Raw genomic sequence first — 16,009 nt, forward strand, 5'->3', positions numbered from 1 at the left:
AAACTTAGGCCTTGCACGGCGGAAAAGAGATGGTGTGGTTATATTACTTCTTAATTTTTGGTTTATCTTACACCTTGACCTGGGGGCTACGTCGCTATGCCTTAGCCACTAACATGCTGGATATACCGAATCATCGCAGTTCACACGTTATAGCAACTCCTAGAGGAGGCGGGTTATCCTTTGTGGTTTGTTTTTTAATAGCAGTGTCTTTGCTCTTGTATTTTAAACTAATTAGTCCATCGATATCGGTTGCCTTACTAGGGGCTGGTTCTTTAATTGCGATTATTGGTTTTGTTGATGATCGAAATAACATCCCCGCAAAATGGCGTTTACTTGGACATTTTGTTGCAAGTTTTTTTGCTTTATATGCTCTAGGAGGCATGCCAACAATTCCTTTTTTAGCATGGACCTTATCGGCTGGAATAATTGCAAATATTTTTGCTGTTTTTTATCTGGTCTGGTTGTTAAATTTATACAATTTTATGGACGGAATAGATGGTATTGCGGCAATAGAAGCGGTCTCAGTTTGCTTCGGAGGAATAGTTCTGTATTACTTGCAGAGCGATGTTAATGCAATGTATTTGCCCATTTGCTTGGCTTTTGCAGTGGCGGGTTTTTTATTCTGGAATTTTCCACCAGCAAGAATTTTTATGGGAGATGCTGGTAGCGGTTTTTTAGGTCTTATTTTAGGAATTTTGTCAATCCAATCTGCGAAAATAAATTCAACTTTTTTTTGGGGTTGGATGATACTTTTGGGTGTTTTTATTGTCGATGCTACGGTAACATTATTAGGTCGTGGAATGCGAGGTGAAGTTATCTTCGAAGCACACCGTAGTCACGCCTATCAACATGCCTCACGCTATTATGGTAAACACTTACCAGTAACCTTGGGGACCTTAGCCATAAATCTACTATGGCTGCTGCCTATGGCGATAGCAGTTGGGCTTGGTTTTATCAATAGTGGTTTAGGTTTGCTGATTGCATACCTACCGCTTGCTATCCTCGCTTTGAAGTTTAAAGCAGGAAAAAAAGAGTGATTTTGCATTTTTAAACATTAAGAATTCAAAATTCAATTAAACTTAATATTACGTTAAGAATGGTTGTGTAAAATAACAATCGAGAGCTATATTTTGATTTTATTTTATACAAAGTGTAGTTGCCGAGAGTGCCATGGAAGATATCTATGGAATTTTAAAGGTAGCTGTTATGTAGAAGGGAGATTGTGTTATGTTGATTTTAACTCGTCGCATCGGCGAAACATTGATTATCGGTGATGATGTAAATATCACTGTTTTAGGGGTGAAAGGAAATCAGGTGCGCTTAGGTATTAATGCACCAAAAGATGTTTCAGTACACCGTGAAGAAATTTATTTGCGCATACAGCAAGAAAAAGAAACGCCAGATACAGAAGAAGAAGCAGTATAATCGGATTTTATCCGCAGTCATCCAGTCCCGAGTCGACAGGAGGTCCAATGCTCGGGACACTCTCTTCCCCCAATAAGCCACCGATTCTAATCCGTTTTCAATGAAGTATCACCCGAAGAAAGATGGTGTAGTTTTCCGTCGCTATCCTGAAGGCACAATTGACCTAATTCATTCACACCACAAGCATAGCCACTTATTATACCAGTGGGTTGCGACACTTTAATAAATTGCCCTTGCAAATAATCGACCTCTTGCCAATCAGTCGCGAAAGTAGCAAATCCTGTTGCTAAAAATTTATTTAAATACTGATCTAATTGATGGATAAGATTGGCTAAAAGCACATTGCGATCAAAATGTTTTCCAGTGATTTCATAGAGAGAACACCAAGGTTTATCAGGAAGAGATTGTTCTTGAGTTGCTGTATTTACATTCATGCCAATACCGATAATCACCTGCGCACAACTATTGGTTTCGGCAATAACTTCAATGAGAATTCCACATAATTTTTTGTTATTCCACAGCACATCATTGGGCCATTTTAGGCGAATGCCCTGTTGAACTTGGAAATCTTGCAAACTAGTCAAGATCGCTAAACCGACAACAAGACTTAAGCCTGATAAACGAGATAAGCAACAATTTAATTCCCAACGACTGGAAAAATAAATATTTTCGCCAAAAGGGGAATACCATTGGCGGCCAAAACGACCCTTTCCATGCGTTTGTTTCTCAGCACAGCAAACACTAATTGAAGAAGTAGTTGCTAAGTCTTTCAAAAAACGGTTGGTCGAATCGATCGTTGCAAAAAGATGAATGTCTGGATTCTTATTAAAATGCCTATCTTTTAAATGCAGACGAATCAAAGATTCATCAAGAGGAATGACTGGTTTGGTCAATTGATACCCATGTTGTGGGATTCGTTGGATGGAAAGGCCAAGTTCAGCTAATTGGCTAATGTGTTTCCAAATGGCTGTACGTGAGACGCCAAATCGCTCTCCAAGCATTTTACCGCTGTGACAATTCCCATCAGAAAGTTGATGAAGTAACTCTAATTGGATCTTACTAAATTGTTTCATCATGATATCCAAGACATGACTCTATTGATCGGAGGGTTTCAGACCTGCCTATTTGGGGTGCAATCTGTCTAAATGATTGGAGTATATCAGATTTTTTAATTTTAATGGTAGGTTGGGTTTTGGCCCACAAATTCATTAATTTATTCGCATTTGAGAGGTATGTTGGGCCAAGGCCCAACATAGGCTTTTGCAAGGAGTTCGTTATAAGCTGCGGCGGATTCCAAGAGCAAGAAATATGTAAGTCCAGCCATCGACAATCATTTCAATCGCAATAAATAGCCCAATAACCCATAAACCGCTTATAGGCCATTTTATTAAGATCAGGATACCTAAGATAAGAGCAGTGAGTCCTGCGAACAATAACCAAACCCATCCAGGAGAACCCTTAAGTTTTAAAGCCATGACGAAACGTGTTAGCCCAATAATAATTAACACACTACCTAATAAAGCGGTAATTAAGGTTGAGGCTAAGAAAGGATCATAAATAACGATGCAGCCACCTATGATGTATAAGGCTGCAATAAGTGCGTGCCAAGCTACAGCCTTCCAGTATTTGGCTTTAAAAACATCAACAAACTGCGAGCAGCCTGCAATGATAAGCAAGACACCTAAAAAAAGCATGCTCGCTAAAGTAAGTCCCACAACCATTCCTAAACCAATGCAACCTAAAATGACAAATAAAATACCTAAGGCTAATAACCAACCCCAACTATGTCGTAATTCAGTTGCCTCGACCGCTAAGTCATTCTTTGTCTTTGCCATACAATATCCTTATTAACATCCATGTCCAATTTGAGTATATAGCTGGCCATGGAAAGTTACAATCGAGTTTGTTTAAAAGAGTACAGCAGGATTATCTAAGCGAGCATATCGAAGTTTTTTTACTTCTGGATGATGGCAGAGAGCAGCGCTGCAAGCGACTTGGGGCATAAACGAATTCATTAGCCATTCGCAATGATGCACAGTATCCGTGATGCGTTCCGCAGTTGTAGAAAAAATTGGCACAGTAAACAGTTTAGTGGGATAACTGAGTCCTAAGCCACTTGCCTTGATAAACGCTTCTTTTTGTGCCCAGATTTGGAAAAAAACATGAGTTTTTAAATGGTTGGGTAGTGTTAAAAAAAACTCTAACTCCTGTTGTGAAAATAAATTCTTTGCAATGCCATCATAAGGTCTTGCTGAAAAAAACTCCAAATCAACACCAAGAGGGAACTGGCATCCTACAGCTAATAACGCAAGCTCTCCTGAATGGCTGAGATTAAACTCCAAGCCCTGTGAATTCCTAATCCCAGGCTTCCCATGTGAATTATATTGAAAGCTCAATTGACCGCCGTCCTGTTGAAGATAACGGCCTAAAATAAGCCGCAAAGTCGCCCGCGCTATAGTAAAGCGGCGGCGATGACGTTCAAAATGGTAGCGATTAGCTCGAGCTAATTCTGTCTCATTCAGCAATGACTTTGCTTGGCGAAAGGGCTTATCCAGAGGAAACTCCCAAATATCAATGCGAGTTTTTTCTAAATGACAGTCATGAGCAGCAGTAAATTGAATGTTTATTGACATAGAAGGTGCGGAACGGTGGCGTCAAAAAGCAGTTACAGGTATCATAGCGCATGAAAATTAATTCGCCAAACGAGTAAGTGAATGAGCCGACAATTTTTGGATTTTGAACAACCCATTGAGGAGTTGAATCAAAAAATTCAAGCACTGCGAATGGTAGGCAGTGATAACGAAGTTAATTTGACCGAAGAAATAACACGCTTGGAAACCAAATGCCAAGAGTTGACTGCCAATATTTTTTCCAATTTAGAACCTTGGCAAGTTGCGCAGATGGCTAGACATCCTCTACGTCCTCAGACTACCGATTATATCGAAAACATTTTTACAGATTTTCAAGAACTACATGGTGATAGGCATTATTCGAGTGCGCCTGCAATCATTGGCGGACTAGCTCGATTGAATGGCGAACCTGTGATGATTTTAGGTCATCAGAAAGGCAAGCGAACCAAAGAAAAGGTTTATCGTAACTTTGGTATGGCTCGTCCCGAAGAATATCGCAAAGCTCTACGTTTAATGAAAATGGCAGAGAAATTTAAGTTACCTATTTTTACTTTCATTGATACCGCTGGAGCCTATCCAGGTATCGGTGCTGAGGAACGTAACCAATCTGAAGCTATTGCAAGAAATTTGCTAGAAATGGCTAAGCTAAGAACACCTGTAATTTGTACCATCACTGGTGAAGCTGGCTCAGGCGGTGCTTTAGCCATTGGGGTAGGGGATAGGGTATTGATGCTGCAATATGGAATTTATGCGGTTATTTCGCCAGAAGGATGCGCATCTATACTTTGGAAGGATGCAGCAAAAGCAAGTGAAGCTGCACGCGCCATGGGAATTACCGCTCACAAAATTCTTGAGTTGGGTCTAGTTGATGATGTCGTGGAAGAACCCTTAGGTGGAGCTCATCGAAACGTTGCTGATATGACTTTTCGTCTGAAAGAAATTTTAATCAGCGAATTACGTGTGTTAAAAAATCTTTCTACCGATGAGTTATTAAAACAACGATACGACAAATTTATGGCTATGGGCGCTTGTGACTAAATCATTGCTAGATGCTGATTGGTTAAGGAAACTAACTCTCTATAAAAAAATATTTGTTGGCTTTAGCGGTGGACTTGATTCCACCGTTTTGCTTCATAGTTTGGCAATTCATCCTTCTTTGCATAATCAACTAACTGCGGTACATATTCATCATGGTATTAGTCCTAATGCCGTTGCCTGGCAACAACAATGTCAACAATTCTGCAAGGAATATAAAATTCCATTTATCACCCAACAAGTCGAATTTGAACGTCATGCAAATATTGAAGATCAAGCAAGAAAGGCGAGATATCAGGCTTTTGCCAATTTGTTAACTAGAGAAGATTGCTTGCTTCTAGGTCATCATTTAGATGATCAAGCCGAGACTTTGCTTTTACAACTTTGTCGCGGTGCTGGTATAGATGGTTTGGCTGCGATGCAAGCTATAAAAACATTTGCTCAGGGAGATTTGCTCAGGCCTTTTTTGCAGTATTCTCGCAAAATCTTGGAAGATTATGCTCTCGATCAGCAATTAAAATGGATTGATGATGAATCTAATCTCAATACGGATTTTTCCAGAAATTATCTTCGTCATCAGGTTTTACCTCTATTAGAGCAACGTTGGCCGGCAGTGATAAATAATTTAGTACGTACTACCCACCATTGCCAACAAGCACAAGCTAATTTAGATGATTTAGCAAAAATAGATTGTCCTGTATTGAATCAATGTTCAATGATGCTACCGCTTAGCCAGTTAAAGAGTTTAAGCCATGCTCGACTTAGCAATGTATTACGCGTTTGGTTGAAGGTTAATAAAATTAAATTACCAAATACCTTGATTTTCAATCGAGTCATTAGTGAAGTAATAGAAGCAAAAGAGGATGCCAAGCCGCAAGTGGTGTGGAAAGAAGGTTGTGTTAGACGTTATCGGCAGGTTCTTTATCTATCAAACAATGAACCACCGGTTTTTTTTCAGTCGCAGCGTTGGATTTCTTTTCCTCAAACTTTAATAATAAATGGTTTAATTAGGCTTCAAGTAAAAAAAACGAATAAAGGTTTAGTACTGCCTGACTCAGCGCAAATTGAAATTCGATTTCGCCAGGGAGGCGAGTTATTTCATTGGCATGGGCAAACTAAGCATTTGAAGAAATTATTTCAAGAATGGCATATTCCTCCCTGGCAACGGGATAGCATTCCTTTGCTGTATGTCAATAGACAATTCGCAGCGGTAATTGGTTATGCAATCTCTGATCTTTTTTATGGGGAGACAGATTTAAATTCTTATCAATTATCAATGGAGCCCAATTCACCTTGATGTGGTCTTCTCGGTTGATATAGACAAAGATTCATTTAACCCAAGTTTTGTTAACAACTTATCTAAGATCATGATAGATTAGTAGTAATTGGTAGTAGCCTGCAAAGGAATGTACTTAGTGTCTAGGCCCATAACAAGAACCATCATTGGGGTTATTTTACTGTCATTGTTTTTATCTGCTTGTATGGTTGGGCCTAATTTTCGTACGCCTAGCGGATTTAGGGTTAAACGTTATACAGAAAAACCACTCCCCAAAAAAACGGCTAGTGCTCCATCACTTGGTGGGCAATCACAACAATTTATTAGCGGTAAGGATCTACCTGAGTTGTGGTGGGAATTATTCCGTTCTCCGGCGATTAATTCGCTAATCCGTAAAGGCTTAGCAAACAGTCCTAATTTATCGTCTGCGATGGCTGCTTTACGCCAGGCAAAAGAAAATTTGAATGTTGAAATTGGTAATACACTTTGGCCAGCAGTGGATTCTCAAAGTTTTGCGCAAAGACAACGTTATTCTACAACGAATATCGGTAATGTAGGTGGTGCTAAGGCCTTTACTTTTAATCTCTTCAGTACCACTTTGAATTTATCCTACAACGTGGATGTTTTTGGTGGTTCTAGACGAAAAATTGAGTCATTACGAGCGACCGTTGATAATCAACAGTTCGCAGTGATAGCGGCCTATCTCACACTCACCTCAAATATAGTCACTACCGCGATTAATGTCGGCTCTTTCCAAGAACAGATTAAGGTAACTCGTGAGTTAATTCGAGAACAACAAACCTTACTCAACATTCTGAATAAACAATTTGAGTTAGGTGGTATTTCAAAAGCCAATGTGTTGACGCAACAAACATTATTAGAGCAGACAAAAGCGACTTTGCCTCCTTTGGAAAAAAGCTTGGCGCAAAATGAACACGCCTTATCGGTGCTCGCTGGTTCGTTTCCCGATGAACCTCTACCAAAAATTGATCTCGATAAATTAAAATTACCTGTCATTCTGCCGGTAAGTGTACCGTCTCTCCTTATTCGCCAGCGTCCTGATATTCGTGCTGCGGAGGCTACACTCCATTCAGCTTGCGCTGAAATAGGAGTTGCTACTGCTGAATTGTTTCCTAAATTGGACATTACAGCTTACTATGGCTTTATAAGTAGCTCATTAGGAAATTTGTTCTCCCATCAAAATAGTATTTGGAGCATTATGGCTACAGTGACGCAGCCAGTGTTTCATGGTGGTGCTTTGTTAGCTCAGCGACGTGCGGCGATTGCCGCGTATCAACAAGCCGATGCACAGTATCGGCAAACGGTACTGCAAGGCTTTCAAAATGTAGCAGATGTTTTACGTGCTTTGGAAACGGATGCTCGAGCCTTACAGGCACAGGCATTGGCGGAAGAATCAGCTCGGCTCTCGTTAAAATTGACGTGGGATCAATATCGTTTAGGGGGAGCTAGCTACATTAATCTATTAAACGTGCAACAGCAGTATTTACAAACTCGAATCAATAGAGTGCAAGCTCAGGCAGCACGTTATGCTGATACGGCAGCATTATTTCAAGCTTTAGGTGGCGGATGGTGGCATAAACCCTGGTGTGTTAAAGAGTGTTTATGATTTAATGGTATCTTTAATTAGAAATAATTTTGTCTTTTAAGAGAGAGATTTTCTTGAAAAAACAAATGATTATTATGTTGGTTTGTGTAGGGCTCTTGTTCGGTCTAATTTTCGGCTGGAAAGAATTTAAAGTCGTTATGACCGGAAAGTATCTAGAGTCTAAGCAAGAACCCGCAGTTATTGTCTCAACAATGCGAGTAGAGTCCTCCCTTTGGCAGCCTCAATTAAAGGCTGTGGGTACTTTACGTACCCGTGTTGGTGTGAATGTGACAACTGAACTTGCTGGCATGGTACAAACGATCACATTTACTCCGGGTACTAAAGTAGAGAAGGGAACTGTCCTGGTGCAGCTTAATGCAGGCTCTGAGCTTGGTCTATTACACGCGCTGCAAGCTCAAGTCGAGTTAGCCAAAATTACCTACAAGCGCGATAAAGCGCAATATGCTGCCCACGCAGTAAGTAAACAGGTCGTTGACTCTGATGAATGGAATCTCAAAAATTTACAAGCTCAGGTGGAGCAGCAGAGTGCAACAACAGAAAAGAAAACGATACGTGCTCCCTTTACAGGTCAGCTAGGCATTAATCTCGCTAATCCAGGTCAATACCTCAATGTAGGGGATACGGTCACGACCTTGCAAGCGCTTGATCCAATCTATGCTGATTTTAATTTACCACAGCAAACACTGTCACAGTTAAGACTAGGCCAGATTGTTTCTATAACTAGCGATACTTTTCCAAAGCGAAAATTCAGAGGTAAAATAACAACGATACAACCAGCAGTCGATCAAGCTACTCGCAACGTATTGGTGGAAGCGACAGTTCCGAACGCCGATTTTGCATTAAAACCAGGGATGTTTGTCCACGGAGAAATTGATACTAAAAAACCACAAACTTATTTGACGTTACCTCAATCAGCAATCAGCTTTAATCCCTATGGAGATATCGTTTATATCGTTAAAAATAGTGGTAAAACAGATGAGAAAAATCAACCTATCCTTGTTGTTCAGCAAGTTTTTGTAACCGTAGGGGAAACACGTGGTGATCAAGTAGCTATCTTAAAAGGGTTAAATTTGGGGGATGTCGTAGTCACAAGTGGTCAGCTCAAACTCAAAAATGGAAGTCGTATTGAGATAAACAATAAAATACAGCCGAGTAATCAAATGGCACCCAAAATAATTGAAAAATAATAACCATTAGAAAATAAGGACCGCTGTCAGATGCAGTTTACGGATATTTTTATCAAACGACCAGTACTTGCAACTGTAATCAGCCTGTTGATTTTAGTATTGGGCTTGCGTTCGATAAATTTATTACCAATTATGCAATATCCTTTTACTCAAAAAGCAATTGTTACAATCACAACCGTTTATACCGGTGCTGACCCAGCAGTTATTGCTGGTTTTATAACTACTCCAATAGAAAATTCAGTTGCTCAAGCGAGCGGTATCGACTATATGACTTCAACGAGCACGCCAGGTGCAAGTACCATCACAGTCAATCTTCTCTTAAACTATGATCCGCTGAAAGCTTTATCGGACATTACTACCAAGGTCAATGCGGTTCTTAACCAATTACCAAAAAACTCTCAACAACCGATCATTACTGTTTCTGTAGGGCAGACAATTCAATCCATGTACATTGGATTTTATAGTGAAGACTTGCCTATTAATAAAATTACTGACTACATAATACGGGTCGTTCAACCTAAATTACAATCGATAAACGGTGTTCAGAATGCCCAAATTCTGGGCAACCAAACTTTTGCCTTACGGGCGTGGCTAGATCCGGTAAAATTGGCAGGATATGGAATTTCGGCTGGCGAGGTGGGGACTGCTCTTTCTAACAATGATTTTATTTCGGCGGCTGGTCGTACTGATGGCCAAATGTTCATTCAAAATTTGACCACCAGCACTAACCTCACGAATGTAGAGCAATTTAAAAAAATGGTACTGAGGGCCCAAAATGGTGCAATCATTCGTTTAGAAGATGTTGCTGATGTATCGCTAGGGGCGCAAAACTATAATTCGACAGTAAGTTTTGATGGTCGTACCGCAGTGTATGTTGGTATTACTGTTGCTCCTTCAGCAAACCTCTTAACGGTGATTAATGAGATCAAAAAAATATATCCCTCCATTCACGAGCAATTACCCAAAGGTTTGAACTCTAATATAACCTATGACGCCAGTCTTTTCGTCCAATCCTCTATTGATGAAGTGATTATTTCCTTAATGGAAGCTTTTTTAATTGTGACCGTCGTTATTTTTCTTTTTCTAGGTTCTTTACGCTCGGTTATTATTCCACTCATAGCGATCCCTTTATCGATTATTGGGACATTTTTTGTGATGTTGGTACTTGGTTATTCGATCAATTTATTAACTTTATTAGCTTTGGTGTTAGCAATTGGACTAGTTGTTGACGATGCGATTATTGTGGTTGAGAACGTGCAGCGCCATATTGAGGAAGGGCAAACTAAATTTAAAGCCGCAATTCTCGGTGCCAGAGAGTTAGCTAGTCCCATTGTAGCGATCACCGTAGTGTTAGTTGCGGTTTATGCACCTATTGGTTTTATGGGAGGATTAACCGGAGCTTTATTTACTGAATTTGCTTTTACACTGGCAGGTTCTGTCACTGTTTCAGCCGTCGTCGCGCTGACCCTTTCTCCAATGATGTGCTCCAAATTTCTTAAGTCAGAAAATGAAGCAGCAAAAAGTCGCTTTATGGCTAAAGTCGATCATTTGCTAAAAAAATTGGAAGATGGTTATAAAAAATTGTTATCTAATGCATTGAATTATCTTGCGGTTATTGTTGTTTTTGCTGTCATTATTTTGCTAAGTAATTATTTTCTATTTGTCACGTCTGACTCAGAACTTGCTCCGCAGGAAGATCAGGGAATCATCATCGCGCAAGTCACAGGACCTGCAAATGCTTCCTTGGCACAAACTCAGCTTTATTCAAAACAAGTGAATAAAATATTTAGAAATTATCCTGAAACGGATCATATTTTCGAAGTTAATGGTAATAATAATGCACTTAACCAAGCCATTGTTGGAATGGTTTTAAAGCCCTGGAATCAGCGGAGTCGCACAACAAATGACATTCAACCTCTAGCTCAGGAGCAACTCGATAAAATTGCAGGGGCAAAAATAGCGGCATTCCAATTACCTTCTTTGCCTGGGGGAGGTAGTGGTTTACCCATTCAATTCGTTATCACGACAACAGAGCCTTTTGAAAAGTTAAATGTAGTGTTGCAAAATTTCCTAGCCAAAGCTCAAAAAGCTGGTATTTATGCTTATATAGATCCCGATCTTAAAATTGATCAACTCCAAACTAAGGTTGTGATTAATCGAGATAAAGTGTCGGAATTTGGATTAACAATGCAGGATATTGGTAATATTTTTGATTCAGGTCTTAGTGAAGGTTACATTAATTACTTTGATTATGCGGGACGTTCTTATCAAGTTATTCCACAGGTTAAACGAATAACACGATTGAATCCGGATCAGTTACTTAATTATTATCTAAAAACGAGCCAAGGGACATCCATACCGCTTTCAACCGTTGCAAGTCTAAAAAGGGAAATTGTTCCCGAATCCTTAACTCATTTTCAGCAGCTTAATTCTGCAACTATTTCGGCAGTGGCTTTTCCCGGTGTGTCGATAGGGCAGGCATTATCAACTTTTGCGAAGATTGCGAAAGAGATATTGCCGCAGGGATACAATATTGATTACGCTGCACAGTCTCGTCAATTTATTCAAGAAGGTTCAAGTTTAGTTGTTACTTTCTTCTTTGCTTTACTCATTATCTTTTTATCACTAGCGGCTTTATTTGAAAGTTTCCGGGATCCACTCATCGTGTTAATTAGTGTGCCTATGTCAATCTGTGGAGCGATGATTTTTATTAGTCTGGGCGTCGGCCAGGCGACATTGAATATTTATAGCGAGGTGGGCTTAGTAACCTTAATTGGTTTGATTAGTAAACACGGTATTTTGATCGTGGAATTTGCCAACGAACTACAGGCCGGTGGTAAAAAGAAACGAGAGGCCATTCTAATGGCTGCTGTTATTCGCTTGCGCCCAATTTTAATGACCACGGCAGCGATGGTTTTAGGGGTCATCCCTCTCATTATCGCCAGCGGTGCTGGTGCTGAAAGTCGCTACAACATTGGTCTTGTGATTGCGACCGGGATTTCGATCGGTACACTGTTTACTTTGTTTGTGGTGCCAGCTATGTACATGTTGCTAGCAGAAGATCATACCCAGAAGGTAGTCGTGGGCAAATTAGAAGACGAAGAAATCCTACCTTAGAAGAGTTTATTAACTTTTAGTTAACATACGTTAACAATTACCTATATTTATTAAATATTTGTTAATAATTATACTGAAACCATCTTTTTCAGTGAGGAGACTGTCATGGTTTCAAATCTTCGAGTGGCATGGTTACTTAGTTATATCTCTATCGCTTCTTTTTCAGCGACAATTGTAACCCCTGCTCTTCCATTCATTCAATTGCAATTTGGTTTAGAAAATGGCCAGGTTGAATGGGTCGTTTCCGCTTTTTTGATAGGCTATGTGATCGGGCAATTAATCTATGGTCCATTGGCTAATCGTTGGGGTAGAGTCTATGCCTTACGCATTGGTTTAGTCATTAATTTGATAGGCATTTTACTATGTATAACAAGCTTATCTTTTTATAGTTACTGGCTACTCTTAATGGGTCGTATGATCTCGGCTCTAGGTGCTGCGGGTGGTTTGGCTTGTACGTTTATGCTAATTAATGAGTGGTTAGCTGAGGAGCAACGCAAAACTGCAATGGCTTATACCATTTTGTCTTTTACCTTTGGAATTGGTCTAGCGGTTACTTTGGGTGGCATACTTACGGAATATTGGAATTGGACTTATTGTTTTCTATTTTTATTAGCTCATGGATTGATAATGTTTTTGGGGACTTGGGTTTTTAGTGAAACTTTGCAAAAATCCCAAGTGATCGATCTCGTCACCATTTTTCATAATTACAAGCAAGCACTCTCCTCTAGAACTTTAGTTTTATTTGCTTTAGTTGTGGGTCTCGGTTCAGCAATTGGCTATTGTTTCTCTGCTGCTGGGCCACAGATTGCTAACGAGGTACTGCATTTATCAGCTGCTAGCTATGGCTATTGGAATCTGATCAATATAGTCGGCATGTTGCTAGGAGGGTTATGGGCTAAGAAATTACTTAATCAAATCCCAGCGGTTCAAGTCATAAAAATAGGTTTAGCTGGTTGTGCTTTAGGGATTATAAGTATCATGGCGATGAGCTATATGCACTCGATGTCAGCCGCTTGGTTTTTTCTGAGTACTTTTGCACTCTATGTGTTTAACGGCTTGTTGTTCTCAGGTGGATCATTTATTGCCTCGAATGCCTTGAGTGATAAAGCAAGTAGTTCATCCATGATGAGCTTTATCAATATGTCCACTGCTACATTCGCAGTCGTGATTATGGGTTATCTTACCTCGAGTCCCTTACAAGCGTTTGCAGAAATTCTTACCGCGATGTGGATTATCGTTGCGAGTTTATTATTGTTGCATAGTTTATTGAGAAGAGTTCCCGCGAAGCTCAGTAGGATTTGATATAAGCTGGGCCTTAGCCCAGCCTGTATTCTCCCAATTCGTACGATTGTTAGCACTCAGGCTGATTGACTGCCAAACCGCCCAATGAAGTTTCTTTGTAGATACTCTGCATGTCTTCACCTGTTTTTTTCATGGTTTTAATCACTTTATCCAATGAAATTTGATGTTGACCATCGCCGATAAGCGCCATACGCGAAGCATTAACGGCCTTCACTGAACCCATGGCATTGCGTTCGATGCAGGGGATTTGCACTAGACCTAAAACCGGATCACAGGTCATGCCGAGGTGATGTTCCATAGCAATTTCGGCAGCATTCTCAATTTGAGCAATAGTGCCGCCTAATACGGCTGTCAACCCTGCAGCGGCCATTGAAGAAGCAACGCCGACTTCCCCTTGACAACCTACTTCGGCACCAGAAATAGACGCTCCTTCTTTATAGAGGATACCAATAGCTGCAGCAGTTAGAAAATAAGTATAAATATCTTCATCGCTGAGGCGATCATGGGCTTCTTGGCAATATTTGAGCACAGATGGAATAATACCCGCTGCACCATTAGTTGGTGCGGTAACGATTCGTCCTCCAGCTGCATTTTCTTCATTGACTGCCATAGCGTATAAATTGAGTCGATTCATAATATCGGATTGCTCAAAAATACTCGGTACACCTTTATGCTCGATTAGTTTTTTGTATAAATCGGGAGCTCGACGTTTTAAATTCAATCCCCCAGGGAGTATGCCGGGGTGTTTGCATCCATTTTCAATGCATTCATTCATTACTTTGGCAATTGCTAGGATGCCTCTATGAATCATGGCCTTATCTCGCCAGGTTAACTCATTGGTCATCATTAATTCGGCAATAGTTAACTGATTATCTTGGCAAAGTTTTAATAATCCACGCGCTGTAGTAAAAGGATAGGGTGGGGGGCTAATGGTCGAGGAAGTCTTTTCAAACTCTTCTTCAGTAGTGATAAACCCCCCACCAATCGAATAATAAATTTGACTTATTAGACTTGCTCCGGAGCTATCGTAAGCTGTAAAGCGCATACCATTAGTGTGTTTTGGTAATAATTCTTTTTGAAAAAATAAAAAATCACTGGGTTCATGAAACGGAATAATCTTATTCCCGGCAAGAAGAAGTGTATTCGAAGCAATAATTTCATGCATGCGAGGTACCATGCTATCTGGCACAACCGTTTCAGGTGCTTTGCCCTCCAAACCATTCAAAATTGCTTTGTCGGTGCCATGTCCCTTGCCAGTTAAAGCTAAAGAACCGTACAGTTCGATTTTGACTCTTTCTGTTTTATCAAAATATTCAGCGTTCTCGAGTAGACCTAAAAATGCATTAGCTGCAAGCATAGGACCTACAGTATGTGAACTTGATGGACCGATACCTACAGAAAACAAGTCGAATAGACTGATGCTCATAATGAAAACCCAGGACCAAATATGCTAATTTTAGAAGGAAAACACCCCATAAACAATACAAATCATCTAGTGAGTAATAAGTTAACTCTAAATATTATGAATTTACAGCGTTTCTTAAACTGCTTTACTAGTAATTTTATTTAAATTTAGGCAGAATGGTGATGCATTTTTGCAAAGTTCTATTCTGACGAAAGACAAAAAGGGGAATTGTTTATGAAGATGAGATTGGTCGCTGCTGCTGCCATGAGTTTGGCCATGTCAACGACAATAGCTGCAACTGCTGATACAGCAACATCTGCACCATCAGCGACATCATTATCTACTGATACGGATAAGCTGTCTTACAGCATCGGCGCGGATTTAGGTAAGAACTTCAAGAAGCAGGGAATTGATATTAGTCCTGCTGCAATGGCAAAAGGTTTACAAGATGGAATGAGCGGCGGTCAACTATTGCTGACTGAAGATCAAATGAAAGAGGTATTAAATAAATTTCAGAAAGAATTAATGATGAAGCGAAGCGCTGAATTCAACAAAAAATCTGAAGAAAATAAATCCAGGGGAGAAGCTTTTCTCAAAGATAATAAATCCAAAGATGGTGTAGTAAGTTTACCCAGTGGTTTACAATACAAAATCCTTGAAAAAGGGGATGGCGCTAAGCCAGCTAAAGAAGACACGGTTACTGTTGAATACACCGGTCGATTAATCAATGGTCAAGTATTTGATAGCACAGAAAAAACTGGCAAACCTGCAACTTTTAAAGTTTCACAAGTGATTCCGGGCTGGACTGAAGCTTTACAATTAATGCCTTCTGGTTCTACTTGGGAAGTTTATATTCCATCTGATTTAGCCTATGGTCCACGCAGCGTGGGCGGCCCTATTGGACCTAATGAAACATTAATTTTCAAAATTCGTCTGCTTTCAGTTAAGAAAACTGAAGCCTAATCGATGTTTTTCTACCCCAGTGATTAACAAAGCTGGGGTAAA

The 16,009-nt window shown here is 40.0% G+C and carries 13 protein-coding genes; 9 read left to right on the plus strand and 4 right to left on the minus strand.

Going from position 1 to position 16,009, the window contains the following annotated elements:
* Nucleotides 1–29: 29 nt before the first annotated feature.
* Nucleotides 30–1,037, plus strand: a complete 1,008-nt coding sequence (locus Ldro_RS12905) for an MraY family glycosyltransferase (protein ID WP_058496839.1) — start codon at nt 30–32, stop codon at nt 1,035–1,037.
* Between the two features lie 190 nt (nt 1,038–1,227).
* Complete coding sequence (csrA, locus tag Ldro_RS12910) at nt 1,228–1,425, plus strand: carbon storage regulator CsrA (RefSeq protein ID WP_044012007.1); 198 nt, start codon at nt 1,228–1,230, stop codon at nt 1,423–1,425.
* Between the two features lie 86 nt (nt 1,426–1,511).
* Here the strand turns inward: csrA and Ldro_RS12915 are convergent, their stop codons facing one another.
* The 3 genes from Ldro_RS12915 to Ldro_RS12930 all read right to left on the minus strand — a co-directional run bounded on the left by Ldro_RS12915 (nt 1,512) and on the right by Ldro_RS12930 (nt 4,058).
* The gene (locus Ldro_RS12915; RefSeq protein ID WP_058496840.1) at nt 1,512–2,498 is read right to left on the minus strand and encodes a biotin--[acetyl-CoA-carboxylase] ligase; all 987 of its coding nucleotides are present in this window, start codon (nt 2,496–2,498) and stop codon (nt 1,512–1,514) included.
* A 201-nt stretch (nt 2,499–2,699) separates the two neighbouring features.
* The gene (locus Ldro_RS12925; RefSeq protein ID WP_058496842.1) at nt 2,700–3,260 is read right to left on the minus strand and encodes an HdeD family acid-resistance protein; all 561 of its coding nucleotides are present in this window, start codon (nt 3,258–3,260) and stop codon (nt 2,700–2,702) included.
* Nucleotides 3,261–3,332: 72 nt separating this feature from the next.
* Entirely contained in the window at nt 3,333–4,058 is a 726-nt protein-coding gene (locus tag Ldro_RS12930) for a 4'-phosphopantetheinyl transferase family protein (RefSeq protein ID WP_058496843.1), read from the minus strand.
* An 81-nt stretch (nt 4,059–4,139) separates the two neighbouring features.
* Between Ldro_RS12930 and Ldro_RS12935 the strand changes: the two genes are divergently transcribed.
* The 6 genes from Ldro_RS12935 to Ldro_RS12960 all read left to right on the plus strand — a co-directional run bounded on the left by Ldro_RS12935 (nt 4,140) and on the right by Ldro_RS12960 (nt 13,599).
* Nucleotides 4,140–5,093 carry an acetyl-CoA carboxylase carboxyltransferase subunit alpha gene (locus tag Ldro_RS12935; RefSeq protein ID WP_058496844.1) on the plus strand — a complete coding sequence of 318 codons (954 nt, stop codon included), beginning with the start codon at nt 4,140–4,142 and terminating at the stop codon, nt 5,091–5,093.
* The gene (gene tilS / locus Ldro_RS12940) at nt 5,086–6,387 is read left to right on the plus strand and encodes a tRNA lysidine(34) synthetase TilS (RefSeq protein WP_058496845.1); all 1,302 of its coding nucleotides are present in this window, start codon (nt 5,086–5,088) and stop codon (nt 6,385–6,387) included. Before Ldro_RS12935 ends, tilS begins: the two co-directional genes overlap by 8 nt.
* A gap of 118 nt (nt 6,388–6,505) precedes the next feature.
* Nucleotides 6,506–7,993 (plus strand): efflux transporter outer membrane subunit, encoded by a 1,488-nt coding sequence (locus Ldro_RS12945; protein ID WP_420795410.1) that lies wholly within the window; start codon nt 6,506–6,508, stop codon nt 7,991–7,993.
* A 53-nt stretch (nt 7,994–8,046) separates the two neighbouring features.
* Nucleotides 8,047–9,180 carry an efflux RND transporter periplasmic adaptor subunit gene (locus Ldro_RS12950; RefSeq protein ID WP_338011198.1) on the plus strand — a complete coding sequence of 378 codons (1,134 nt, stop codon included), beginning with the start codon at nt 8,047–8,049 and terminating at the stop codon, nt 9,178–9,180.
* Between the two features lie 30 nt (nt 9,181–9,210).
* Nucleotides 9,211–12,297 carry an efflux RND transporter permease subunit gene (locus tag Ldro_RS12955; RefSeq protein WP_058496847.1) on the plus strand — a complete coding sequence of 1,029 codons (3,087 nt, stop codon included), beginning with the start codon at nt 9,211–9,213 and terminating at the stop codon, nt 12,295–12,297.
* Nucleotides 12,298–12,402: 105 nt separating this feature from the next.
* Nucleotides 12,403–13,599, plus strand: a complete 1,197-nt coding sequence (locus Ldro_RS12960; protein WP_058496848.1) for an MFS transporter — start codon at nt 12,403–12,405, stop codon at nt 13,597–13,599.
* A gap of 49 nt (nt 13,600–13,648) precedes the next feature.
* On the opposite strand, the gene Ldro_RS12965 is transcribed toward Ldro_RS12960, so the two are convergent.
* The gene (locus Ldro_RS12965) at nt 13,649–15,025 is read right to left on the minus strand and encodes an L-serine ammonia-lyase (RefSeq protein WP_058496849.1); all 1,377 of its coding nucleotides are present in this window, start codon (nt 15,023–15,025) and stop codon (nt 13,649–13,651) included.
* A 213-nt stretch (nt 15,026–15,238) separates the two neighbouring features.
* Between Ldro_RS12965 and Ldro_RS12970 the strand changes: the two genes are divergently transcribed.
* Nucleotides 15,239–15,967 (plus strand): BamJ family beta-barrel-assembly machinery protein, encoded by a 729-nt coding sequence (locus tag Ldro_RS12970; RefSeq protein ID WP_058496850.1) that lies wholly within the window; start codon nt 15,239–15,241, stop codon nt 15,965–15,967.
* Nucleotides 15,968–16,009 lie beyond the last annotated feature (42 nt).

Origin of the sequence: Legionella drozanskii LLAP-1 (assembly GCF_001467585.1) — a bacterium.
In the GTDB taxonomy this organism is placed as follows: Bacteria; Pseudomonadota; Gammaproteobacteria; order Legionellales; family Legionellaceae; genus Tatlockia; species Tatlockia drozanskii.